This window comes from Pseudomonas lalkuanensis, from assembly GCF_008807375.1.
GTDB classification, from domain to species: Bacteria; Pseudomonadota; Gammaproteobacteria; order Pseudomonadales; family Pseudomonadaceae; genus Metapseudomonas; species Metapseudomonas lalkuanensis.
The window spans coordinates 5,014,941-5,037,804 of the sequence record NZ_CP043311.1 but is presented as its reverse complement, the minus strand read 5'-3'; the positions used below and the strand labels follow the sequence as shown (position 1 = coordinate 5,037,804).

At 63.5% G+C, this 22,864-nt stretch carries 23 protein-coding genes, 3 tRNA genes and 1 pseudogene; 16 read left to right on the top strand and 11 right to left on the bottom strand.

The window, feature by feature from the left end; translation table 11 throughout:
• Positions 1–106: 106 nt before the first annotated feature.
• From FXN65_RS23380 to FXN65_RS23330, 11 genes are all read left to right on the top strand, one after another.
• Positions 107–715: a hypothetical protein gene (locus FXN65_RS23380; protein WP_151136894.1), complete on the top strand. Its 609-nt coding sequence runs from the start codon at positions 107–109 to the stop codon at positions 713–715.
• Positions 716–889: 174 nt separating this feature from the next.
• On the top strand, positions 890–1,933 hold the full coding sequence (locus tag FXN65_RS23375) for a DUF6160 family protein (RefSeq protein ID WP_226282627.1): 1,044 nt from the start codon (positions 890–892) through the stop codon (positions 1,931–1,933).
• A 2-nt stretch (positions 1,934–1,935) separates the two neighbouring features.
• Entirely contained in the window at positions 1,936–2,967 is a 1,032-nt protein-coding gene (locus FXN65_RS23370) for a hypothetical protein (protein ID WP_151136892.1), read from the top strand.
• Entirely contained in the window at positions 2,957–3,562 is a 606-nt protein-coding gene (locus tag FXN65_RS23365; protein WP_151136890.1) for a DUF6160 family protein, read from the top strand. The genes FXN65_RS23370 and FXN65_RS23365 overlap by 11 nt, the downstream gene beginning before the upstream one ends.
• 10 nt (positions 3,563–3,572) lie before the next feature.
• Positions 3,573–5,897, top strand: coding sequence for a DUF6160 family protein (locus FXN65_RS23360; RefSeq protein ID WP_151136888.1), 2,325 nt, complete (start codon positions 3,573–3,575; stop codon positions 5,895–5,897).
• A gap of 267 nt (positions 5,898–6,164) precedes the next feature.
• Complete coding sequence (locus tag FXN65_RS23355; RefSeq protein WP_151136886.1) at positions 6,165–7,715, top strand: 2-isopropylmalate synthase; 1,551 nt, start codon at positions 6,165–6,167, stop codon at positions 7,713–7,715.
• Entirely contained in the window at positions 7,712–8,515 is an 804-nt protein-coding gene (locus FXN65_RS23350; protein WP_151136884.1) for an energy transducer TonB, read from the top strand. The genes FXN65_RS23355 and FXN65_RS23350 overlap by 4 nt, the downstream gene beginning before the upstream one ends.
• On the top strand, positions 8,512–8,964 hold the full coding sequence (rimI, locus tag FXN65_RS23345; protein WP_151136875.1) for a ribosomal protein S18-alanine N-acetyltransferase: 453 nt from the start codon (positions 8,512–8,514) through the stop codon (positions 8,962–8,964). Before FXN65_RS23350 ends, rimI begins: the two co-directional genes overlap by 4 nt.
• A gap of 71 nt (positions 8,965–9,035) precedes the next feature.
• Positions 9,036–9,680, top strand: coding sequence for a carbonate dehydratase (gene can / locus FXN65_RS23340; RefSeq protein WP_151136873.1), 645 nt, complete (start codon positions 9,036–9,038; stop codon positions 9,678–9,680).
• 3 nt (positions 9,681–9,683) lie between these two features.
• Complete coding sequence (locus tag FXN65_RS23335; RefSeq protein ID WP_151136871.1) at positions 9,684–10,595, top strand: DMT family transporter; 912 nt, start codon at positions 9,684–9,686, stop codon at positions 10,593–10,595.
• A gap of 4 nt (positions 10,596–10,599) precedes the next feature.
• Positions 10,600–11,598, top strand: coding sequence for an isocitrate/isopropylmalate dehydrogenase family protein (locus tag FXN65_RS23330; RefSeq protein ID WP_151136869.1), 999 nt, complete (start codon positions 10,600–10,602; stop codon positions 11,596–11,598).
• 115 nt (positions 11,599–11,713) lie between these two features.
• Here FXN65_RS23330 and FXN65_RS23325 read toward each other — a convergent pair whose 3' ends face one another.
• Positions 11,714–11,941 carry a hypothetical protein gene (locus FXN65_RS23325; RefSeq protein ID WP_151136867.1) on the bottom strand — a complete coding sequence of 76 codons (228 nt, stop codon included), beginning with the start codon at positions 11,939–11,941 and terminating at the stop codon, positions 11,714–11,716.
• Between the two features lie 109 nt (positions 11,942–12,050).
• Between FXN65_RS23325 and FXN65_RS23320 the strand changes: the two are divergent.
• The 3 genes and pseudogenes from FXN65_RS23320 to FXN65_RS23310 form a co-directional block, all read left to right on the top strand.
• Positions 12,051–12,311: pseudogene (locus FXN65_RS23320) on the top strand (tyrosine-type recombinase/integrase); the annotation flags it as partial.
• A 35-nt stretch (positions 12,312–12,346) separates the two neighbouring features.
• The gene (locus FXN65_RS23315; protein WP_028629912.1) at positions 12,347–12,592 is read left to right on the top strand and encodes a FitA-like ribbon-helix-helix domain-containing protein; all 246 of its coding nucleotides are present in this window, start codon (positions 12,347–12,349) and stop codon (positions 12,590–12,592) included.
• Positions 12,589–13,011, top strand: coding sequence for a type II toxin-antitoxin system VapC family toxin (locus tag FXN65_RS23310; protein WP_151136866.1), 423 nt, complete (start codon positions 12,589–12,591; stop codon positions 13,009–13,011). The genes FXN65_RS23315 and FXN65_RS23310 overlap by 4 nt, the downstream gene beginning before the upstream one ends.
• An 88-nt stretch (positions 13,012–13,099) precedes the next feature.
• Here FXN65_RS23310 and FXN65_RS23305 read toward each other — a convergent pair.
• The 10 genes from FXN65_RS23305 to FXN65_RS23260 all read right to left on the bottom strand — a co-directional run bounded on the left by FXN65_RS23305 (position 13,100) and on the right by FXN65_RS23260 (position 20,324).
• Positions 13,100–13,176 (bottom strand) — tRNA-Met (locus FXN65_RS23305).
• Positions 13,177–13,388: 212 nt separating this feature from the next.
• Entirely contained in the window at positions 13,389–14,489 is a 1,101-nt protein-coding gene (ychF, locus tag FXN65_RS23300) for a redox-regulated ATPase YchF (protein ID WP_151136864.1), read from the bottom strand.
• Between the two features lie 26 nt (positions 14,490–14,515).
• On the bottom strand, positions 14,516–15,100 hold the full coding sequence (pth, locus tag FXN65_RS23295; RefSeq protein WP_077524268.1) for an aminoacyl-tRNA hydrolase: 585 nt from the start codon (positions 15,098–15,100) through the stop codon (positions 14,516–14,518).
• Positions 15,101–15,138: 38 nt separating this feature from the next.
• On the bottom strand, positions 15,139–15,741 hold the full coding sequence (locus FXN65_RS23290) for a 50S ribosomal protein L25/general stress protein Ctc (RefSeq protein WP_151136862.1): 603 nt from the start codon (positions 15,739–15,741) through the stop codon (positions 15,139–15,141).
• Positions 15,742–15,849: 108 nt separating this feature from the next.
• The gene (locus tag FXN65_RS23285) at positions 15,850–16,791 is read right to left on the bottom strand and encodes a ribose-phosphate pyrophosphokinase (protein WP_028629917.1); all 942 of its coding nucleotides are present in this window, start codon (positions 16,789–16,791) and stop codon (positions 15,850–15,852) included.
• 86 nt (positions 16,792–16,877) lie between these two features.
• Positions 16,878–16,952 (bottom strand) — tRNA-Gln (locus tag FXN65_RS23280).
• Positions 16,953–17,012: 60 nt separating this feature from the next.
• Positions 17,013–17,087: transfer RNA gene (locus FXN65_RS23275), tRNA-Gln, on the bottom strand.
• 32 nt (positions 17,088–17,119) lie between these two features.
• Positions 17,120–17,971, bottom strand: a complete 852-nt coding sequence (ispE, locus tag FXN65_RS23270; RefSeq protein WP_151136860.1) for a 4-(cytidine 5'-diphospho)-2-C-methyl-D-erythritol kinase — start codon at positions 17,969–17,971, stop codon at positions 17,120–17,122.
• A gap of 1 nt (position 17,972) precedes the next feature.
• Positions 17,973–18,590 carry a lipoprotein insertase outer membrane protein LolB gene (gene lolB / locus FXN65_RS23265; RefSeq protein WP_151136858.1) on the bottom strand — a complete coding sequence of 206 codons (618 nt, stop codon included), beginning with the start codon at positions 18,588–18,590 and terminating at the stop codon, positions 17,973–17,975.
• A gap of 3 nt (positions 18,591–18,593) precedes the next feature.
• The gene (locus FXN65_RS23260; RefSeq protein WP_151136856.1) at positions 18,594–20,324 is read right to left on the bottom strand and encodes a tetratricopeptide repeat protein; all 1,731 of its coding nucleotides are present in this window, start codon (positions 20,322–20,324) and stop codon (positions 18,594–18,596) included.
• A 185-nt stretch (positions 20,325–20,509) separates the two neighbouring features.
• Here FXN65_RS23260 and hemA point away from each other — a divergent pair, with 185 nt between their 5' ends.
• Complete coding sequence (gene hemA, locus FXN65_RS23255) at positions 20,510–21,784, top strand: glutamyl-tRNA reductase (RefSeq protein WP_151136854.1); 1,275 nt, start codon at positions 20,510–20,512, stop codon at positions 21,782–21,784.
• A complete protein-coding gene (prfA, locus tag FXN65_RS23250; protein ID WP_151136852.1) occupies positions 21,781–22,863 on the top strand; it encodes a peptide chain release factor 1 in 1,083 nt (360 codons plus the stop codon). Before hemA ends, prfA begins: the two co-directional genes overlap by 4 nt.
• The last annotated feature ends 1 nt before the right edge of the window (position 22,864 follow it).

The following is a 22,864-nucleotide window of genomic DNA, read 5'->3' as shown; positions in this document are numbered from 1 at the left end:
GTGCCATCAATTGCACCGAACAGGCTCGTACCCCCTGTCCAAGTGATTGAATTCGCTGGCATGTTTTCTGCGTTAGGAGCGTGACTGTCGTACGACCGCAGGAACCATGAGCCCCGAATCCGCACTACTAGCCGACGCCCGCTGGGCCGAGCTGGAACGCCAGACCGACCTGGACTGGGACCTCGACGCCATCACCAACCGGCAAGAGGCCATCGACTTCCTGCTGCACTTCGAGAACCGCCTGTGCGTGTATTCCGGCTACGTGGAAAAGCTCTACAGCCGCTACAGCTTCGTGGTGCCTGAGGAAGAGCACGGCAGCATCACGATCCTTCCCGACGAGATGGCCTGGCACGACACCTTCCACGACATCCCGGCCGATGCCGTGCTGCCCACCGGCATCCATATCCTGCCGGGCGAAGTGTTGGGCGCGTCCGGCCTTTTCCTGAAGATTCCCGGTGAGCATCGCCTGAGCCCCTCCCACGAACTGCCCTTCCAGGACGGCCTGAAAGTGCTGATCCAGCGTTACCAGAACCGTGGCCAGCAGTTCCTGCCGGTCCTGGCCAAGGGCGACCTGCGCGAGTACGAGGCACGCATGCCGTCGCTGCATCTGCATCGCATCGATACGAGCCGTTTGGGACGCAACTCCCGGCTGGATATTTCGAACATCAAGGGGGCCATCGCCGACCACCTGATCGGCCTGTTCCGCCAGGGCTGACCTTGGCGTTACCCCGTTGTTGCGATGGGTAACAGCTGCCCGTCGCAGACGTCCTGACAGGCGCCCTCAACTCGACTATGGGTCGGGACGCTTCCCTTCCGCGCTCCCTATAGTGGCTAGAAAGGGGACGAGTCTTCGTCGCTTGCCCATACAAGAACAATCAGGGAAGTCGCCATGCGTTCGAAATCGTTGCTTGCCTGGAAGCTCAAGGCCGTATTCGTGGCCGGGCTGTTGTCCACGTCCATCGCCCAGGCGCGCATGGAAGAGCTGGCCGATAGCGAACTGTCCAATGTCACCGGCCAGGCCTTCATCAACCTGACCACCGACGCCAATGCGGGGATCAACTACACCCGGGTCAACTTCGGGGTGAACGTCGACACCCAGCTGAACATGAAGAAGCTCCAGCTCGGCCAGTACGACGACACCCTCACCCGGACCGGCGAGACAGCCGGCTCGTCCGACATCCTGATCAACAACTTCGCCCTCGGCACGGTGAATGCCGATGGCTCGGTGAACCCCTTCAAGATCGCCAACCCCTTCGTCGAGCTGGCCTATTCCGGCAGCAAGGTGGTGGGGGTGCGCATCGGCTTCGGCGAGTCCAAGGGCGTGCTCTCCGGCGACATACAGAGCCTGACCGGCAGTATCCCGGTGCACATCAAGGGCACCGGCAATGCCATCTACGACAAGTCCAACTTCCTGCAACAGAGCGCCCTGTTCCTGGCTGGCGTGTACCGCAGCAGCGTCGTCGAGGCCGACGCGGAACTGGTGACCGCCCAGGGCGTGGCGGACCCCGTCCGCGCCGGCATGTCCGGCATCAAGAACGGCGACGGCCTGACCTGCACCTCGGGCTGCGCCGGCGGCTGGACCGATGCCCTGCTGGGCGCTTTCGCCTCGCAGAACTGCAGCATCCTCGGCATCGCCACCTGTTTCCCCTTGTCGCAGTTCCAGTCCCTGCCGGTGGGCAACATCAGCAACATGAGCAACATGGAAGGCGCGGCCCGGGGCTTTTTCATCTCTTTCCAGACCCAGGACCTGGCCTGGAAGGACATGGACCGCAACACCTTCCTGACTGCCCTCAAGGGGGCCTTCATGAACATGCCCAAATACCGGGACGCCAACGGCAACCTGGTGGCGCCGATCAATATCGACTTCGACCAGGCGTTCAATGGCATTCCGCGCCAGGACACCTGCCTGGGCACAGCTGCCGCGGGGTGCTGACCATGGGCCGGACGACTTTCCTGTTGGTCCTCGCGCTGTTCGCCGGTACCACCCGTGCGGAGCTGCAGGCCCTGGACGACCATGAGCTTTCCGACGTGCAGGGGGCGGGCATCGGCTTCGTGCTGGACCAGGTGCTGCTGGATGCCAACAACGCCACCATCACCATCAACGACATCACCAACGCCGCCAAGCAGAACGTCCCGATCTCGGTGAAGGAGTTCTACCTCGGTGCCGCCGGCAGCAACAAAGGCGCGAACCTGAGCCCCGTGACCATCGGCCGCCTCGATCATCCCTTCGCTCTCAACCTGGCCAAGGGCGAAGACATGCGTACCCTGCGAGACGACGGGCAATGGGTGCAGACCACGCCGAGCAACATCACTGTCCTCGAGTTCATGTTCCCCGAGCGTCTCACCGGCGCCGCCGGCCAGGCCTGCATTTCTGGCTTCGCGGCAGCTGGCAACAACTGTTCCAGCCGTGCCAGCGAAAAGGTGGACCTGGGGATTCGCTTCGACTTCCAGGTCGCCGCCGGGCGCACCGATATCCTCAACCTGGACTTCGCCGAGCTGGCGATGGACGGTTCCTACCTGCGCCTGTGGGGCGACAGTGGGCGCAGCCAGATGGTGGGCGAAGCGCGCATCAACATTTTCACCAGGAGTCTGCAGATCATGAGCTGCGCGGCCGGCACCACGGGCTGCACCACCGCCACCGAGCAGCGTGACCGCACCATCTTCCTCAACAACGCCTACGCCAACATCTCCCTCGGCTACGGCAAGACCCAGCCATTGCTGTTCGACGTGAGCAGCAATGGCCAGTTCGTACTGGAACTGCCCAACCCCACCGCGTCGGGCACCACCCAGGCGCAGAAGGACGCACTGGCCGCCGACTTCTACGCCAACGCACCGCGCACCAACATTGTCATCAACGGCCTCCAGGCCGGCAGCGGCAGCGCCGCCAGCGGCGGCTACAACTTCGGCTACAACGCCATCCAGGGCCTCAGCATCAACTACCTGAAGGTGACCAGCCATGATCTCTAGGGCGCTCTACCTGGTGCTGTTGGCGCTGCCGACGTTGTCGCAAGCCGAACTGCAGGCGCTGGAAGACGCCGACCTGAGCCAGATGAGTGGGCAGGGCGGGGTGTACCTTTCCGGTGAATTCAGCATCAACAAGAACGGTGGCGTGCTGTGGAACACCCCGGCGTCCAATGACCCGACCACCTGGAAAGCCAATGAACGCAGTTGCGCCATCGCCGGCGCCGGCAGCCCGGAAAGCTGCGGCCTGCGCATCGCCATCCGCTCCGAGGCCAACGGCGGCTGGTACGTGCTGGACAACCTCAAGGGCATCTTCAGTTTCGAAGGCCTGACCCTGAATACCCGTCTCATCAACAGCGGCTTCGGTGGCGACGGCGCGGCCTTCAACCAGGATGTGCTGGCACTCGGCCTGCCCAACGAGGTGCGCTTCAAGAACGGCAGCTTCGCCTTCGGTGTGGCCAGCCAGGGTGGTTGGCAGAACAAGTCCGGCACCGTCGCCAATGGCGGCAATGCCAGTTACCAGCAGACCAATATCTTCTCGGCGAAGATCGACGGCAGCATCCGCATGCAAGGCAGCGTGCTGGTCTTCCCGAAGAACTGAGGAACCGACCATGCGCCCAGCCCCCTTGCTGTTCGGCATGCTCCTCGCCTCCCAGGTGCAAGCCATGGAGGCCCTGGACGACTCGTCTATGGCGGCGGTCAGCGGCCAGGGCGGCATCAACCTGGAAACTTCCAGCCAGGGCTGGTCGGCCAGCAATATCAGCTACACCCAGGATGGCCGCAGCCTGAACCTTCGCGATGTGAGCAATCGCGCCGCCAGCGGCTCCACCAGCACCTCCCAGACGACCCTCGACGTGCAGGACGGCCAGCTGCAGGTCCAGCACAGCGCCAGCCCCCAGGTGCTGGCGGTGAACAACATCGAGATGGATGGCAGCAGCAAGAGCTTCGGTGCCTTCCGTGCCTTCTACACCCTGGGGGCCACCCTGAAGCTCAAGGGCGGCGGGGCCAGCGGCGTCAGCGGGATTGCGGTGGACGACAGCCGGCTGTCCCTCACCGACGTGACCTTCTACTACCGCGACAACGGTTACGACCTCGTCGTCAAAGGGCTCTCCTTCGACACCTACCTGGACAACGCGTACCTCGACATCGTCAGCGGTGGCAACGGCAAGGAGGTCAAGCTCAACCTCGGCGACGCGCGTTTCATCGGCACCATCGGTGGCATCAGCCTGGACCTCGCCCACGGCGACCCTACCGCTTCGCCCGTGACACCCTCCGCGCCGGACCTGCGCGACCCCAACGCCAGCCGCAGCTTCGGCAAATTGAGCATGGACCTGCGCCTGGGCGGCAGCCTCAGCGTCGCCAGCGGAGGCGCCAGCGGCGAAGGCATCCGCATTAGGCCGGACCTGAATATCGGCAGCAGCCTGTTCCAGTACCAGGATGAAGGCATCCTGCGCGCCGAGAACTTCTCCGGCACCCTGCGCAGTCTTGGCGGCTTGACCATCGACCTGGCCCAGGACGCGGGTGGCAGTTATGCACAGGTGGCGTTCCAGGACCTCAAGCTCAACGCCACGCTGGGCGGCCTGATCATCGGCAACCCGACCAACCAGAAGCTCGGCAGCCTGGCCATCGACCTCAACTTCGCCGACGACGGCGCCAAGCAGAACTGGCTCAAACTGCGTCCGGGCGGCGACCCCAACTCCGGTGCCAAGGGCCTGACCGCCGATGTCAGCTGGAACATGGCCAACAGCTCGGTTTCCCTCACCGATAACGACAACAGCATGTGGTTCAGCGGCCTGCGCACCAACGGCACCGGCCAGATCACCCTGGACCTGACCAAGAGCTGCGCCGGCGGGGCCAGCACCGGTTGCTACGCCGGCACCCAGAGCGACATGAGCAAGGGGAGCTACAACGGCCATTTCGACGGCCTGCGCCTGGGGCTTTCCAACATCAAGGGCGGCTACAGCTTCGACGGCCTGCGCGTGGGTTCGGCCAACGCGCCGCTTCAGGGCGGCACCGAGTTGCTGGTGCTGATGGAAATATTCCCGGCCTACGACTTCACCCTGAACGGCCAGATCACCCTGTTGCCGGGTGGCAGCAGCGGCGACGGTGTGCGCTACAACGCCGATTTCGTCTTCAGCGATGCCCGCGCCGCCATCACGGTGGACGAAACCGGTAAGGGCCTGTGGCTGGCCGGCACGACCTACGACATGCATTTCCGCGATGGCTCGGTGGACGTGAGCAACAACGGCGTGGAGCTGCGCAAGGGCTCCTACTGGTCGAAGCTGGAAGTCAGCGACCTGCGCTGGGGCGACCGCGCCACTGGCACCAGCCTCGGCCGGCTGGTGCTGAAACGCTACGAGCTGGGTTCCACGCTGGCGCTCAGCTCCGGCGGTGCCGGCGCCCTCTGCGTGGGCGGTAGCGGCACCAACGCCGGTGCCTGCTCGGCCAGTGGTGGCCGCTGGGAAGACCGTGGCAATGAAGGTGTGTCGGTCAAATTGAAGAACGTCTTCGTCCGCGACACCGCCATCGAAAGCACGACCAACGGTGTGGCCACGGACGAGAAGCGCAACCAGGTCGTATGGGAAACCAACCGCGTCAATAGCGCCGCCGGCAGCGGCAGCCAATTGGTTGTGGATAACTTCTATACCTCCGACGGCAATCCCAGCGACCCCAACGCCAACACCTATGGCTTCAACGCCGACCTCAACCTGGACGTGGCGCCCACCAGGGTCTGCGCCACGAACGGCGGCAACTGCACCCCGGTCAGCCCCGACCCGCTGGGTTTTGCGGTCAACGGCCGCATCCACTTCAAGGAAATCAACGTCGACCGCCTGCAACACGTGCACCCCACCGGCGGCGCGGTCACCTCCATGTACGGCATCAAGGTGCAGAATGCCGATATCAGCGCCAACCTGACGGCGACGCCGATCAATTGAGAAGGAGGGCTCCAGATCTCCGTGGGGGCGAATTCATTCGCTGACCGAGCCGAAGGTTCGGCTTGTGGCTGCCCACGAGAATCTGCAGGAGCCCAACTTTTTCGCACCTGCAGGGGAATCCCCGCGCAGAATCCACCCGCCCACCGCCCTTTCCGCCTACCGCTTTTCACGCCACAATTCCCTGATCTGGAGCCGTCGCCACAAGCAGTCCGGCACCATCAGCCTGAGCCCCGGCCGCATGCACGGTGGGGCCGTGAGGAGCGAGCCATGAGCAGCCAAGATCGCGTCATCATCTTCGATACCACCCTGCGGGACGGCGAGCAGAGCCCCGGCGCTTCCATGACCAAGGAAGAGAAGCTGCGCATTGCCAAGGCCCTGGAACGGCTGCGGGTGGACGTGATCGAGGCCGGCTTCGCCATTGCCAGCCCCGGTGACTTCGAGGCAGTCAAGGCGATCGCCGACAGCATCAAGGACAGCACCGTATGCAGCCTGTCCCGCGCGGTGGATGCCGACATCGATCGCGCCGCCGAAGCGCTGGCCGGGGCCAATTCCGGACGCATCCACACCTTCATCGCCACCAGCCCCATCCATATGCAGTACAAGCTGCGCATGGAGCCGGACCAGGTGGTGGAACAGGCCGTCCGCGCTGTGAAGCGCGCGCGCAACCTCTGCGCCGACGTGGAGTTCTCCTGTGAAGACGCCGGTCGCTCCGAGATCGACTTCCTCTGTCGCATCATCGAGGCCGCCATCGATGCCGGCGCCCGCACCATCAACATCCCCGACACCGTGGGCTACGCCATTCCGCACCAGTACGCGGACACCATGCGCCAGTTGCTGCAGCGCATCCCCAATGCCGACAAGGCGGTGTTTTCCGTGCACTGCCACAACGACCTGGGGCTGGCAGTGGCCAACTCCCTGGCGGCGGTCGCCGTGGGCGCGCGCCAGGTGGAATGCACCATCAACGGCCTGGGCGAGCGCGCCGGCAACGCCGCGCTGGAAGAAATCGTCATGGCCATCAAGACCCGCCAGGACGTGCTCGGCGTCTACACCAACATCGACACCCCGCACATCCTCAGCACCTCGCGCATGGTCTCCGGCATCACCGGCTTCCCGGTCCAGCCGAACAAGGCCATCGTTGGCGCCAACGCTTTCGCCCACGAGTCCGGCATCCACCAGGACGGTGTGCTCAAGCACCGCGAGACCTACGAGATCATGTCCGCCCAGTCCGTCGGCTGGCACACCAACAAGATGGTGCTGGGCAAGCACTCCGGGCGTAACGCCTTCCGCACCCGGCTGGAGGAATTGGGCATTGCGCTGGGCAGCGAAGCCGAGCTGAATGCCGCCTTCGCCCGCTTCAAGGAGCTGGCGGACAAGAAGCACGAGATCTTCGACGAAGACCTGCAGGCGCTCGTCTCCGATACCCTGGGCGAGGAAGCCCCGGAACATTTCAAACTGGTCTACCTGGAAGTCGCATCCAAGACCGGCGAAGTGCCCCACGCCAAGCTGGTCCTGTCCATCGATGGCGTGGAGCAGGGTTCCAGTGCCGAGGGTTCCGGCCCGGTGGACGCCACCTTCAAGGCCATCGAAAGCCTGGCCACGTCCGAGTCGAGCCTGCAGCTCTACTCGGTCAACGCCATCACCCAGGGCACCGATTCCCAGGGTGAAGTTACCGTCCGCCTGGAAAAAGCCGGACGAATCGTCAACGGAAACGGTGCGGATACCGATATAGTTGTCGCCTCCGCAAAGGCCTACCTCAACGCGCTGAACCTGATGCAGGCAGGCGTGCGCAAGGCTCATCCACAGGTTGCTGACGTTTGATCACAGAACACCGTCGTCGCGCGTATCTCGATGCCATGCAGGTAGCCACCTGGCTACCTCGCACGGTATTGCCCTTTGCCGCGCCCTCCAACCCCGAATTGCTGGCGCTGGCCCCGGAAATCCCCCTTGAGGACGCCCCCGCGCCAGTGGCCGACGTAATCCCCGAAGCGCCAGCCGCCGAGGCCCGTCCGGCAGCGACGTCGGTGCGCGCCAGGATCGAGATTCCGCGCCCTGGCAGCAACCCGCGCCCGGCCGTGCAGTCCGCCCCCGAAGCTGCCGCCGAGCCCGAAGCCGCCCCGGCCAAGCAGGAAGCGCCGCCTCCGCCGCGCTTCTCCTTGCAGCTGTTGCGTGCCGGCAACTGCCTGCTACTGGTGGAACTGCCCACCGGCGAGCCCTTCCAGAGCCGCGACCCGGCCTACCTGCTGCTGAAGGACCTGCTGCGCGCCGCCGGCCTGCCGGACAGCCCGCAGATACTCGGCGAGCCGGTGCGCTGGCCGTTGCTCAGCCGCGGCAACATGGACCAGGGACCCGACGCCGCCCGTGACTTCGTCCAGGGCTTCGTCGGCATGCGAATGGAAGAGCAGGGCGACTGCGCCTGTCTCTGGCTCGTGGGCCTGCCGGCAGTGCGCTTCGCCGGTGAAGCCGATGCCGGCGCATTCAATCGCGAACTCCAGGTCGAGGGGCTGGGCGCCACCTGGGCCCTGCCGGGCCTTGAACTGCTGATGGACGAGCCCGAGCGCAAAGGCGAACTCTGGCAAGCCATGCGCCGTGTGATGCGCCGCTGGAAGCATACTGAATGACCGATGCCGTTTCCTTCCGCCCGATGACCGAGGCGGACCTCGATGCCGTCCTGAAAATCGAGTATGCCGCCTTCAGCCACCCCTGGACGCGCGGCATCTTCACCGACAGCCTCAAGTCCTATGATTGCTGGCTGATGTTCGAAGGCAGCCAGCAGGTCGGCCATGGCGTGATCAACGTCATCGTTGGTGAAGCCCACCTGCTGAACATCACCGTCAAGCCGGAAAGCCAGGGCCGTGGCCTGGGCCTGCTCCTGCTGGAGCGCCTGATGGACCGCGCCCGCGAGCTGCAGGCCGGCGAATGCTTTCTGGAAGTGCGCGCCAGCAACCAGTCCGCCTACCGACTGTACGAGCGCTATGGCTTCAATGAAATCGGCCGTCGCCGCGACTATTACCCCGCCGTGGGTGGTCGCGAAGACGCCCTGGTGATGGCCTGCACGCTGATCGACTGAACCCCGCGCAGGCCATTGCCAAAGCTCCCGGCGCTCCGTAAGGTGCCGCCAGCCTCGAGAGGAGAAGACGCATGAGCGACCTGCAACAGCTGATCGACAACAACGCCCGCTGGGCCGAGAAGATCAAGCAGCAAGACCCCGACTTCTTCGCCAAGCTGGCCAAGCAGCAGGTGCCGGAATATCTCTGGATCGGCTGCTCGGATGCCCGCGTGCCGGCCAACGAAATCGTCGGCATGCTGCCCGGAGACCTGTTCGTCCACCGCAACGTGGCCAACGTGGTGCTGCACACCGACCTCAACTGCCTGTCGGTCATCCAGTACGCAGTGGACGTGCTCAAGGTGCGCCACATCCTCGTCACCGGCCATTACGGCTGCGGCGGTGTCCGCGCTGCCATGCGCGACACCCAGTACGGCCTGATCGATGGCTGGCTGCGGACCATCCGCGACCTCTACTACGACCAGCGCGAGCACCTGGCCACCTTCGCCACCGAGGAAGAGCGCGTTGATCGCCTGTGCGAGCTCAACGTGATCCAGCAGGTGGCCAACGTCAGCCACACAACCATCGTCCAGAACGCCTGGCACCGTGGCCAGGAGCTCTCCGTCCACGGCTGCATCTACGGCATCAAGGACGGCATCTGGAAAAACCTCAACGTCACCGTCAGCGGCATGGAACAACTGCCGCCGCAGTACCGCCTGCGCCCTCTCGGACAGAGCTGAACCATGTCAGACCCCAATAGCCGGGCCGTTACCCTGGCCTGGCTCGGCCTGCTTGTGGCCAGCGTTTTCTGGGCCGGCAACGCCCTTGTGGCCCGCGCCTTCCACGATGCCATTCCACCATTCACCCTGGCGTTCTGGCGTTGGAGCCTGGCGCTGGCCATCCTCCTGCCCTTCGTCGCCCGGCCCATGTGGGAACATCGCAGCGCGTTGTGTCGTGCAGGCTGGCGCCTGCTGGTGGTGGCCGCCCTTGGCATCAGTACCTACAGCGTGCTGCTCTACTTCGCCGCGCGTACCACGGTGGCCATCAACCTCACGCTGCTCAATACCTGCCTGCCGCTGGCCACCTTCATTGGTGCCGGTGTGCTGCTCAATGAGTGGCCACCCCGGCGCGCCTGGCTTGGCATGGCGGTAGCGACCTGCGGCCTGCTGGTCCTGATCGCCCAAGGGCAGTTGGCGCAACTTGCCGCGCTGTCGTTCAACCCGGGCGACTTGATCATGCTGCTTGCCGTGGTCGACTGGGCGCTCTACACCCTTCTGCTGCGTCGATGGAACAACTACTTCAAGCTGCCGCCGCTGGTGCTGCTGGGTGCGCTGGTGGCGTGTGGCGTGCCCATGCTGCTGCCGTTCTATCTGCTGGAACTGGCCAGTGGGCAGCGCTTCGAACTTTCCGCCGAGAACTTCGCCGCCATCGGCTACACCGGACTTTGCGCCTCTCTTCTGGCCTACCTGTTGTGGAACCAGGGCATCCGTGTGCTGGGTGTGGCCAAGGCGGTGCTCACCAACTACCTGATGCCAGTGTTCACCGCGCTGCTCGGTTACCTGCTGTTGGGCGAGGGATTGCAGGCCTACCATTGGTTGGGTGGGGCGATGATCTTCGCCGGCCTGCTGTTGGCGACGCGCCCCTCATTGAGGTGAGCCCATGCACACGCTAGTCGTAATCCCCGGGGACGGCATCGGCCGCGAAGTGGTGCCAGTGGCAGTCGAGGCCCTGGAGACACTCCTGCCCGACCTGAAAACGGTGGAAGCCGAGGCTGGCTGGGACTGTTTCCAGCGCACCGGCAGCGCCGTACCCGAAGCCACCTTCCAGGCGCTGCGCGACAGCGGGGCGGGCATTTTCGGCGCAGTGTCGTCTCCCACCGGCCAGCGTGTACCCGGCTATCGCAGCGCTATCCTGCAACTGCGCCAGGTTCTCCAGCTCAATGCCAACCTGCGCCCGGTGCGCAGCTGGCCCTGCGTTTCGCATCGGACCGGGGTAGACCTGATGATCCTGCGTGAGAACAGCGAAGGTCTCTACAGCGGCCGCGAGCACTGGGAATCCGAAGGCGTCGCCATCGCAGAACGGGTCATCAGCCGCGGAGCCTGTGAAGCCCTGGCCCGTCGCGCGCTGGAAGTGGCCAAGGCACGCAAGGCACGGCGCATCACCCTGGTCCACAAGGCCAACGTCCTGCCCGTGACCTGCGGCCTGTTCCGCGACACTTGCCGCGAAGTGCTGGAAGGGGAGGGCTGGGCCGCAGAAATCGACGAACGCCTGGTGGACCTTGCCGCCCTGCAACTGGTGGAACAACCGGAGGCCTTCGATCTGATCGTCACCACCAACCTCTTTGGCGACATCCTCTCCGACATCGCCTGCCATTGGAGCGGCGGTCTCGGCCTGGCCCCGTCCCTGAATTGGGGCAACGGCATCGCCCTCGCCGAACCCGTCCACGGCAGCGCCCCCGACATCACCGGCAGCGGCCGCGCCAACCCTATCGCCGCCATCCTCAGCGCGGCCCTGCTGCTGCGCTACCACTGGCAGAAGCCGGCCCCGGCTAAACGCCTGGAAACCGCTGTGGAAAACTTCCTGCGGGAAGAAGGCAAGGCCGACTTCGGCTTCGAGACAACCCAGGTAGTGCGGCGGGGCATCCTGGCTGCTCTCTAGGGCTTTTGCTCCTTTCTCCTCTTCAGGGAGAGAGGCCGGGGGAGAGGGCAACCAACCCGGACGTCGATCGTCCATTCCTCCAAAAGAAAACCCCGCCAAAGCGGGGTTTCCACAATCATCCGGAATCAGTCTCCGGCGGGCCCGGCAGAGCCTTCTCCACCAGGACCAGCATCCGTTTTGGCGCCCGAACCTCGATCCGCGCCGAGCCATTCGAAATTGGCCCAACTACGATTTCGATCCCCTCCGCCTTCAACATCTCCATCAACACTGATTCGCAGACTCCTTCCAGCACCCTCAGCGTAAGCACGTCACCTTCCCTGCGTTCGCCAACATGAATTTGCATGTGGATTGCCTCGCATGGACGACCGCGCAAGGTCATCACGAAGCGTGGGGATGGTCTATGCGATCAGGAATGAATCGGATTACTCCTACGCAGGTATTCGTGGATGCTGATATTCATGTCCTGCAGGGTGGTATTTCGGAGTGCGTACCAACGCTGTGGCCTCCACACACCAGGGCAGATGACCCACATCCTCCGGCACACCTTTGCCAGCCACTACTTGATGGGTGGAGGGGACATCCTCAGCCTGCAGCGGATCCTCGGGCACTCGTCGATTGCGATGACCATGCGCTATGCGCATCTTTCGCCGGATCACTTGGAGTCTGCATTACGTCTGTCGCCATTGGCGCAAAGCAGGCACCTTCCAGTATGATTTCAGTGATTGCAATGATTCCACTGGAGGTCCCTATGGCTAGCATCACGATTCGCAACCTGGACGATGAGCTGAAAGCTCGGCTTCGTGTCGTCGCCGCCAGCCATGGTCGCTCGATGGAGGAAGAGGTGAGGGTGATCCTTGCCGAGGCACTTGCGAAGCAGAACAAGCCCAGCGGAATGGGCACTCGGATTCACGAACTTTTTGCCGCAGCGGGCGGTGTGGACTTGGAATTGCCTCCCCGCAACACAAAGGCACGTGCAGCGGACTTTGATGAATGATCCTGTTAGACACCAATGTCCTTTCGGAGATGATGAAAACCAGGCCTGACCCAAACGTCGTTGCATGGCTGGATGCTCAGCCAGGCGGCGAACTGGTGATCTGTTCCATCTCAGTGGCTGAGATCCTTTATGGGATCGCCAGGATGCCAAACGGTAAGCGGAAGGATTTGTTGGCGATGGGCGCCGACACGCTTTTCAACAAGCTCTTTGCCGGTTGCATTCTGTCTTTTGATGCGGATGCAGCTGTGCACTACGCGGCCCTGGTTTCGGCCAGTCAGGCCAAGGGAAGGGCGACGGATATGGCGGATGCACAGATTGCGGCGATAGCCCGACTCTACAGCGCCCAGGTCGCTACTCGAAACACCCGTGACTTCGAAGAGTTGGGGGTGGCCCTCGTGAATCCTTGGGAAGGTGCCTAGCAAAGGCTCGGTAGTCGGGATGTAGTCTGTTTGTAGTCTGCCGCCCAAAACAAAAAAGGGTTAGCTTGCGCTAACCCTTTGATTTGTATGGTGGCTACACCGGGACTTGAACCTGGGACATCAGCATTATGAATGCTGCGCTCTAACCGACTGAGCTATGTAGCCGAGTGGCGCGCATTTTCCGTATCTCGCGGGGGGCTGTCAACCCCTTCGCTTAGATAATTTTGTGATCTTTCAAGCGTTTAGGCGGTAAGGGGGTTTTCAGGAGGGCGCGGTGGCATTCGGCGGGGCGAGGGAGGGGGCAGTGATGGGCTTCGCTTCGTTCTCCGCCATCCTGCGGAAGCAAAAAGCCCCGGAGGTCCGGGGCTTTCTGTGGATCAGACGTTAAAGCGGAAGTGCATCACGTCGCCGTCCTTGACGATGTAGTCCTTGCCTTCCAGGCGCCATTTGCCGGCTTCCTTCGCACCGTTTTCACCCTTGAACTGGATGAAGTCGTCGTAGGCGACCACTTCGGCGCGGATGAAGCCTTTTTCGAAGTCGGTGTGGATGACGGCGGCTGCCTGCGGGGCGGTGGCGCCGACGCGGACGGTCCAGGCGCGGACTTCCTTCACGCCAGCGGTGAAGTAGGTCTGCAGGTTGAGCAGGTCGTAACCGGCGCGGATCACGCGGTTCAGGCCGGGCTCTTCGAGGCCGAGGGCTTCGAGGAACATGTCCTTTTCTTCGCCGTCATCGAGCTCGGCGATTTCGGCTTCGATCTTGTTGCACACCGGAACCACGATGGCGCCTTCTTCTTCGGCGATGGCTTTAACCACGTCCAGGTGCGGGTTGTTCTCGAAGCCGTCTTCGGCAACGTTGGCGATGTACATCACCGGCTTGCTGGTGAGCAGGTGGAAGCCGCGTACCAGGCGCTTTTCGTCGTCGCCCAGGTTCTTCAGCAGGGAGCGCGCCGGCTTGCCTTCGCTGAAGTGGGGGATGAGTTTTTCCAGCAGGGCCTTCTGGGCCAGGGCGTCCTTGTCGCCGCCCTTGGCGTTACGGGCGACTTTCTGGAGTTGCTTCTCGCAGCTGTCGAGGTCGGCGAAGATCAGTTCGAGGTCGATGATCTCGATGTCGCGCTTGGGGTCGACGCTGTTGGAGACGTGGATGACGTTCTCGTCTTCGAAGCAGCGCACCACGTGGGCGATGGCGTCGGTTTCGCGGATGTTGGCGAGAAACTTGTTGCCCAGGCCTTCACCTTTCGACGCGCCCGCTACCAGGCCGGCGATGTCGACGAATTCCATGGTGGTGGGGATCACGCGCTCGGGCTTGACGATCTCTGCCAGCGCGTTGAGGCGCAAGTCGGGCATCGGCACGATGCCGCTGTTCGGCTCGATGGTGCAGAAGGGGAAGTTCTCCGCTGCGATGCCGGACTTGGTCAGGGCGTTGAACAGGGTGGACTTGCCGACGTTGGGCAGGCCGACGATGCCGCAATTGAATCCCATGGAATGTGCCTCTGCGCGGAGTGGGTTCAGGCCTTGCGACTGTGCAGCTTCTGCATGGCGCGGGTAAGGTCACCGGCGAGCAGTTCTGGCATCACGTCGAGGGCGAAATCGATGCTGGTGTCTAGCAGTTCCTGTTCGCTGCGCGGGGCGCGGCTGAGTACGAAACCGGATACCAGGCTGCTGTGCCCCGGATGGCCGATGCCAAGCCGCAGGCGATGGAACGAATTCTGGTTGCCGAGCTGGGCGATGATGTCGCGCAACCCGTTGTGGCCGCCGTGGCCGCCGCCGGTCTTGAGCTTGGCGACTCCAGGGGGCATATCGAGTTCGTCGTGGGCCACGAGGATGGCTTCGGGCGGAATGCGGAAGAACCCGGCCAGGGCCGCTACGGACTGGCCGCTGCGGTTCATGTAGGTGGTGGGGATCAGCAGACGAACATCGCGACCTTGGTGGGAGAACTTCCCGACCAGGCCGAAGTACTTCTTGTCGAGGCTCAGGTTGACGCGTTCGCGGTCGGCCAGGCGCTCAACGAAAAGGGCCCCTGCGTTATGCCGGGTCTGGTCGTATTCGGGGCCGGGATTACCCAGGCCGACGATCAGTTGAATGGCAGTCACTACAGGGGCCCTTTGTCAGGCTGATACAGAGTAAGAAATTACTCGGCTTCGCCTTCTTCCTTCACCACGCGGGAAGCATGGATGTTGGCAACTGCCAGGTCGTTGCCGTGGGCCAGGGCCACCAGCTCGACGCCTTTCGGCAGTTTCAGGTCGGACAGGTGAACGGTCTGACCTACTTCGACCTTGGCCAGGTCGACTTCGATGAACTCCGGCAGGTCTTTCGGCAGGCAGGAGACTTCGACTTCAGCGATGGTGTGGGAAACTTCGCCGCCGCCTTGCTTCACGCCAACGGAGGTAGCTTCGTTGATGAAGTGCAGGGGGACGTGGGCGGTCAGTTTCTGGCCGGCCACTACGCGCTGGAAGTCAGCGTGCAGTACGAAGCCTTTGGCCGGGTGACGCTGCAGGGCCTTGATCAGAACGGTTTCGGTAGCACCGGAAACGTTCAGGGCGATCACGTGGCTGAAGGCAGCTTCGTTTTCCAGCAGCTTGGCCAGGTCTTTGGCCAGCAGGCTTACGGATACCGGGGCTTTCTCGCCGCCGTATACAACAGCGGGAACCAGGTTGGCATTACGACGCAGGCGGCGGCTCGCACCTTTCCCCAGGTCGGAACGCGCTTCGGCATTCAGGGCGAAATCAGTCATTACAGTTCTCCAAAATAACCAAAACGCCCGTAATGCTTGCGACCAGCATCCGGGCGGTTGGGCAAAAAGCCCCGCCTGAGCGGGGCGCGTTTCGTCAGGGATGGCCGCTTAGCGGAACATCGCGCTGATCGATTCCTCATTGCTGATGCGGCGAACCGCTTCAGCCACAACCGGCGCGATATCCAGTTGGCGGATACGCGAGCAGGCTTGTGCCGCGGCGGACAGGGGGATGGTGTTGGTCACCACCAGCTCGTCCAGCACGGAGTTTTCGATATTCTCGATGGCTCGGCCAGACAGCACCGGGTGGGTGCAGTAGGCGTAAACCTTGGCGGCGCCGTGGTCCTTCAGGGCCTTGGCAGCGTGGCCCAGGGTGCCAGCGGTATCGACCATGTCGTCGACCAGCACGCAGGTGCGGCCTTCGACATCGCCGATGATGTGCATGACTTCGGACTGGTTGGCCTTCGGACGACGCTTGTCGATGATCGCAAGGTCAACGCCGAGGGACTTGGCCACGGCACGGGCGCGAACCACGCCACCGATGTCCGGGGAAACGATCATCAGGTTTTCGAAGCGCTGGTCTTCGATGTCGTCGACCAGGACCGGGGAGCCGTAGATGTTGTCCACCGGAATGTCGAAGAAACCCTGGATCTGGTCGGCGTGCAGGTCGACGGTGAGTACACGGTCGATGCCGACGACGGTCAGCATGTCAGCCACTACCTTGGCGCTGATGGCCACGCGGGCGGAACGCGGGCGGCGGTCCTGGCGGGCATAGCCGAAGTAGGGGATGACCGCAGTGATGCGGGAGGCCGAGGAACGGCGGAAGGCGTCAGCCATCACCACCAGTTCCATCAGGTTATCGTTGGTCGGTGCGCAAGTCGGCTGGATCAGGAAGACGTCCTTGCCGCGGACGTTTTCATTGATTTCAGCACTGATTTCGCCATCGGAGAATTTGCCTACGGAGGCATCACCGAGGGGAATATGCAGTTGACGTACGACGCGACGCGCCAGATCGGGGTTGGCATTCCCCGTGAAGACCATCATCTTGGACACGCGCAGTACCTGCCGGCTGAGGGTAGACCTGATGAATCAAAAAGCCGTTCAAAGGCCGTGGGCTTTTGAACAGCTTTTCAAGTGTATGGCAGGGGCGGCTGGATTCGAACCAACGCATGGCAGGATCAAAACCTGCTGCCTTACCGCTTGGCGACGCCCCTATGTATGTAACTCGCTCTGCAGGACTTTCGTTTCGTTGTACGCATAACCCGTTGGGTTAATGGCAGGGGCGGCTGGATTCGAACCAACGCATGGCAGGATCAAAACCTGCTGCCTTACCGCTTGGCGACGCCCCTGTATCGGACAACCGACTGTCTTGCATTCCTTCTCAAACCAGACTTTGAAGCTTGCGGTGCAACATGGAGATGTTGCGGCCTTGGGCTACGAAGCTCGGCAGAGTGGCCGGAAGTTGGCGGCGAACTTTATCAGCATCGCCCTTGTTTGGGAAGCTCCCAAACACACAAGCTCCAGTGCCGGTCAATCTAGCTGAAGTGAATTTATTCAACAAGATCAGCGCGTTACGTACATCTGGGTAACGCTTCTCGACCACCGGCTGGCAGTCATTACGACCACCCCCCTCAAGAAGGCTGCGAACTTTAATGGGCGGAGTATCCCGTGTCAACTCGGGATCGGAGAAAACTTCTGCTGTGCTGACAAAGACTTGCGGCGCTGCGACGAGGAACCATGGCTCCGGCAGGTCCACTGGGGTCAGCTGTTCGCCGACACCTTCCGCAAAGGCCGCCCGACCACGCACGAATACCGGTACGTCGGCACCCAGGCTGAGCCCCAGCGCGGCCAGGCGATCCTCGCTCCAGCCCAGGTTCCACAGGCGGTCCAGGGCAAGGAGGGTGGTGGCCGCATCAGAGCTGCCTCCACCGATGCCGCCGCCCATGGGCAGGCGCTTGTCCAGCCAGATGTCGGCGCCCAGCTGGCAACCGGATTCGGCCTGCAGCTTGCGGGCCGCCCGGACGATCAGGTTGCTGTCATGGGGGACGCCCGGGACGTCGGTGCGCAGGTGGATTTCTCCATCCTGGCGAACGGAAAAACCCAGTTCGTCGCCGTGGTCGAGGAATTGGAAGAGCGTCTGCAGCTCGTGATAGCCATCGGCGCGACGGCCGAGGATGTGCAGCATCAGATTGAGCTTGGCCGGAGCCGGCAGGATGAGTTGAGCGTCCTGCATGTCACTGGCCGAGCTGGCGCGGCTGCCAGTCCTTGATCACCAGGGTGACATCAAGGTTCTCGCCGCTGAGCTTGATGCGCTCGGGCAAGGCATAGCCGTTCTGTTCCACGTAACTCAGGTACTGCACCTGCCAGCCGTCCTGCTCAAGACGGGCCAGGCGACTGTCGCCATCGAGGGTCAGGCGGCTGCGGCTGTCCGGGGCGGGCAGGCCGCGCACCCACCAGAGCAGGTGGGATACCGGCAGGCGCCAGCCGAGTTGTTCTTCCAGCAGGGCTTCAGGGGTTTCGGCCTGATAACGGCCTTGGTTGGCCACTTCTAATTCGATCTTGCCCGGGCGGCCGGTCAGGCGAGCCGCACCACGACCCAGCGGGCCGGACAAGCGAATGTCGTAATAGTCCTGGCGTTGCAGCCAGAACAAGGTGCCACTGCCGGAATCCTTGGGGGCGCGGATGCCCACCTTGCCGCTGATCTGCCAGCCATCGAGGGCACTGACCTGGGTCTTGTGGGCGTCCCAGCTGGCCTGGTTGCCCTGGCCTTCGAGGGTTTCGTGGGGGGCGAGGGCGGCGCAACCGGTGAGCAGGATGAGCGCACCGGCGGCCAGGAAGTTACGTAAACGCATGGATCAGATGTTTCCGGAGCCGGTCAGGCGTTGCAGGGTGTCTCGGAGGATGGCGCTGTCAGGCTGCTTCTGCAGGGCATCGGCCCAGACCTTGCGGGCTTCGACCTGCTTTCCCTGGGCCCACAGCACTTCGCCCAGGTGAGCGGCTACTTCGTGGTCGGGGAACTCCTGCAGAGCCTGGCGCAGCAGGCGTTCGGCCTCCGGCAGGTTGCCCATGCGGTAGTTGACCCAGCCGAGGCTGTCGAGAATCGCCGGGTCGTCCGGATTCAGCTTGTGAGCCTGTTCCACCAGCTTCTTGGCTTCGTCGTAGCGCGTGGTGCGGTCGGCCAGGGTGTAGCCGAGGGCGTTCAGCGCCATCGCGTTTTCCGGCTCGCGCTCGATGATGAAGCGCAGGTCCTTCTCCAACTGGGCCAGGTCGTTGCGCTTCTCCGCCAGCATGGCGCGGGTGTAGAGCAGGTTGAGGTCGTCCGGGAACTGTTGAAGGCCCTGGTGGACGACCTTCCAGGCGCGTTCCGGCTGCTGGCGCTCGGCCAGGCTCTCGGCTTCGATCAGGTAGAGCTGGATGGCATAGTCGGGCTGGGTATCGCGGGCCTTGGCCAGGCGGGTTTCGGCCTCGTCGGCGCGGCCGCTGTCCAGAAGGATGTCCACCTGGCGCATCTGCGCCGGCAGGTAGTCGTTGCCAGGGCCGACCAGCGCGTACTCGATCAGCGCACTTTCCTTGTCGCCGCGCTTCTCGTAGACCTGGCCAAGGTTGAAGTGGGCGGAATCGAGGTGGCTGCCACGGTCCACCAGTTCTTCCAGGTAGACCTGGGCTTCGTCCCAGGCTTCGCCTTCCAGGCAGACCAGTGCCAGGGAGTAGCGCAGGTCGTCGTCATCGGGGAACTGCTGGACCAGTCCGGAAAACTCGGACTTTGCCTCATCCAGGCGACCTTGCTCCACCAGCATGCGGGCGTAGGTCAGGCGCAGGCGCTTGTCGTCCGGATGCTGCTTGATGGATTTCTGCAGCAGTGGCAGGGCCTCGTCGCCGCGCTTGAGCGCCTGCAGCAGGCGGGCGCGGAGCAGGAGCGGGGCGATTTCCTTGTCGTCGGCGGGCACCCCTTCGAGCAGCTTGAGGGCTTCTTCGGTGCGTCCATCCTGCTGCAGCAGTACGGCTTTGCCGAACACCAGCTGGCTGTTGTCAGGGTGCTTGGCCAGCAGGCGGTCGAAGCTCTGCAGCAGGCCGGCGCGGGTGTCGGCGTCGGTTTCGGCAGCGGAAAGGGCAAGGAAGTCGAAATGGGTGTCGCCCTGGCCCTGGAGCACCTTCTCCATGTAGGCCATGGCTTCGTCATAGCGGCCGGCGCGGGCCAGCTGCACGGCGGCGGCGCGCTGGGCATCGAGGTTGTCGGGGGCGTTCTTCGCCCAGATCAGCGCGGTATCCAGGGCTGCCTGGTCGGCGCCGAGGTATTCGGCGATGCGGAAGGCGCGCTCGGCCACGGCTGGATCCTGCGTCGCGTTGGCCTGTTGTACATAGTTGCCGAGGGCGATGTCGAAGCGGTTGCGTTGCCCGGCCAGTTCAGCCGCGAGCAGGGCGTAGAGGGTTTCGCGGTTGAACGAGCCATAGACCTCAGGCTTGGCGGGCGTGGAGGCCTGGTTGCCTTCCTCGACCGGCGGAGTGCCGTCCGGGGACTTGTGGGTCAAGCTCTGACAGCCGCCGAGAAACAGGAGGGCGGTCAGCAACGCGAGGGATCTATTCATAGGAAGGAAGGCGACTAACCAGCGAGTGGCTCATCATGACACAAGCCGTCAGGCTAGCACATGGGGCGGGGCCCAACCTGCGGCTGGGGAAAACCTGTTCGGCCAGACAATTATCGTCGGTGGTTGTCGTCGTTCGGGTGAAGTAGGACAATTGCGCGCCCTCCTGTTTCTGTTAGCGACCCTGCATGGCCTTCATTGCTCTTGGTATCAACCACAAGACCGCTTCGGTGGACGTCCGCGAACGTGTGGCCTTCACTCCCGAGCAGTTGGTGGAGGCCCTGCAGCAGCTGTGTCGCATCACGCCCAGCCGCGAGGCGGCCATCCTCTCCACCTGCAACCGCAGCGAGCTGTATCTGGAGCAGGATCATCCCAGCACCGATGAAGTGCTCGCCTGGCTGGCCGGCTATCACAACCTGAGCCTGGAAGAACTGCGTGCTTGTGCCTACGTACATCAGGATGATGCTGCCGTCCGTCACATGATGCGCGTCGCATCCGGGCTGGATTCCATGGTCCTCGGCGAGCCGCAGATCCTTGGCCAGATGAAGTCCGCCTACGCAGTGGCGCGCGAGGCCGGTACCGTCGGTCCGCTGCTCGGCCGCCTGTTCCAGGCCACCTTCAGCACCGCCAAGACAGTGCGCACCGACACTGCCATCGGCGAAAACCCGGTTTCTGTGGCCTTCGCCGCCGTCAGCCTGGCCCGGCAGATCTTCTCCGACCTGCACCGCAGCCAGGCACTGCTGATAGGTGCCGGTGAAACCATCACCCTGGTCGCCCGCCACCTGCATGAGCAGGGCGTGAAGCGCATCGTGGTCGCCAACCGCACCCTGGAGCGCGCCAGCCTGCTGGCCGAGGAATTCGGTGCCCACGCTGTGCTGCTGGCCGATATGCCCCAGGAGCTGGTCAACAGCGATATCGTCATAAGCTCCACTGCCAGCCAGTTGCCGATCCTCGGCAAGGGCGCGGTGGAGCGCGCGCTGAAGCAGCGCCGGCACAAGCCGATCTTCATGGTCGACATCGCCGTCCCGCGTGACATCGAGCCCGAAGTGGGTGAACTGGACGACGTCTACCTCTATACCGTGGACGACCTGCACGAGGTGGTCGCGGAAAACCTCAAGAGCCGCCAGGGCGCGGCCCAGGCCGCCGAAGAGCTGGTGGGGGCCGGTGTCGAGGACTTCATGCAGCGCCTGCGCGAGCTGGCGGCAGTCGACGTGCTGCGTGCCTATCGCCAGCAGGCCGAGCGTCTGCGTGATGACGAGGTCGCGAAGGCCCAGCGCATGCTGCAGAACGGCGTTGCGGCCGAGGACGTGCTGGCCCAACTGGCCCGTGGCCTGACCAACAAGCTGCTGCACGCCCCCAGTGTGCAGCTGAAGAAACTCTCCGCCGACGGCCGCTTCGACGCGCTTGCCGTAGCCCAGGAGCTCTTTGCCCTCGACGAGGGCTCGGATAAAAGTTCGCAATGAAAGCTTCCCTGCTGAACAAGCTCGACCTCCTCCAGGACCGCTACGAGGAACTCACCGCCCTGCTTGGCGATGCCGAAGTCATCAGTGACCAGGGCAAGTTCCGTGCTTACTCGAAAGAGTTCGCCGAGGTCGAGCCGGTGATCCTCGCATTCCGCGAGTTCCGCAAGGTCCAGGGCGACCTCGAGGGCGCCCAGGCGCTGCTCAAGGACAGCGACCCGGACCTGCGTGAAATGGCCGAGGAAGAAGTGGCCCAGGCCCGCGAACAACTGGTTGATCTGGAAGACCGCCTGCAGCGCATGCTGCTGCCCAAGGACCCCAACGACGGCCGCAACGTGTTCCTGGAGGTTCGCGCCGGTACCGGTGGCGACGAAGCGGCGATCTTCTCCGGCGACCTGTTCCGCATGTATTCCCGTTATGCCGAGCGCCAGGGCTGGCGCGTCGAGATTCTCTCCGAGAATGAGGGTGAGCACGGCGGCTACAAGGAAGTGATCGCCCGCGTCGAGGGCGACAACGTCTACGCCAAGCTCAAGTTCGAATCCGGTGCGCACCGCGTGCAGCGCGTGCCGGAAACCGAATCCCAGGGCCGCATCCATACCTCCGCCTGCACCGTCGCCGTGCTGCCGGAGCCGGATGAGCAGGCCGCCATCGAGATCAACCCGGCCGACCTGCGCGTCGATACCTACCGCGCTTCCGGCGCCGGTGGCCAGCACGTGAACAAGACCGACTCGGCGGTGCGCATCACCCACATCCCGTCGGGCATCGTGGTCGAGTGCCAGGAAGAGCGTTCCCAGCACAAGAACCGCGCCAAGGCCCTGGCCTGGTTGGCCGCGAAGCTGAACGACCAGCAGGAAGCCGCCGCCCACAAGGAAATGTCCGATACCCGCCGTTTGCTGGTGGGCTCCGGCGACCGCTCCGAGCGTATCCGCACCTACAACTATCCACAGGGCCGGGTCACCGACCATCGCATCAATCTCACCCTCTACGCGCTGGACGACATCATGGCCGGTGGCGTGGAAGCGGTGATCGAGCCGCTGCTCGCCGAGTACCAGGCGGACCAACTGGCGGCTCTGGGAGACTGAC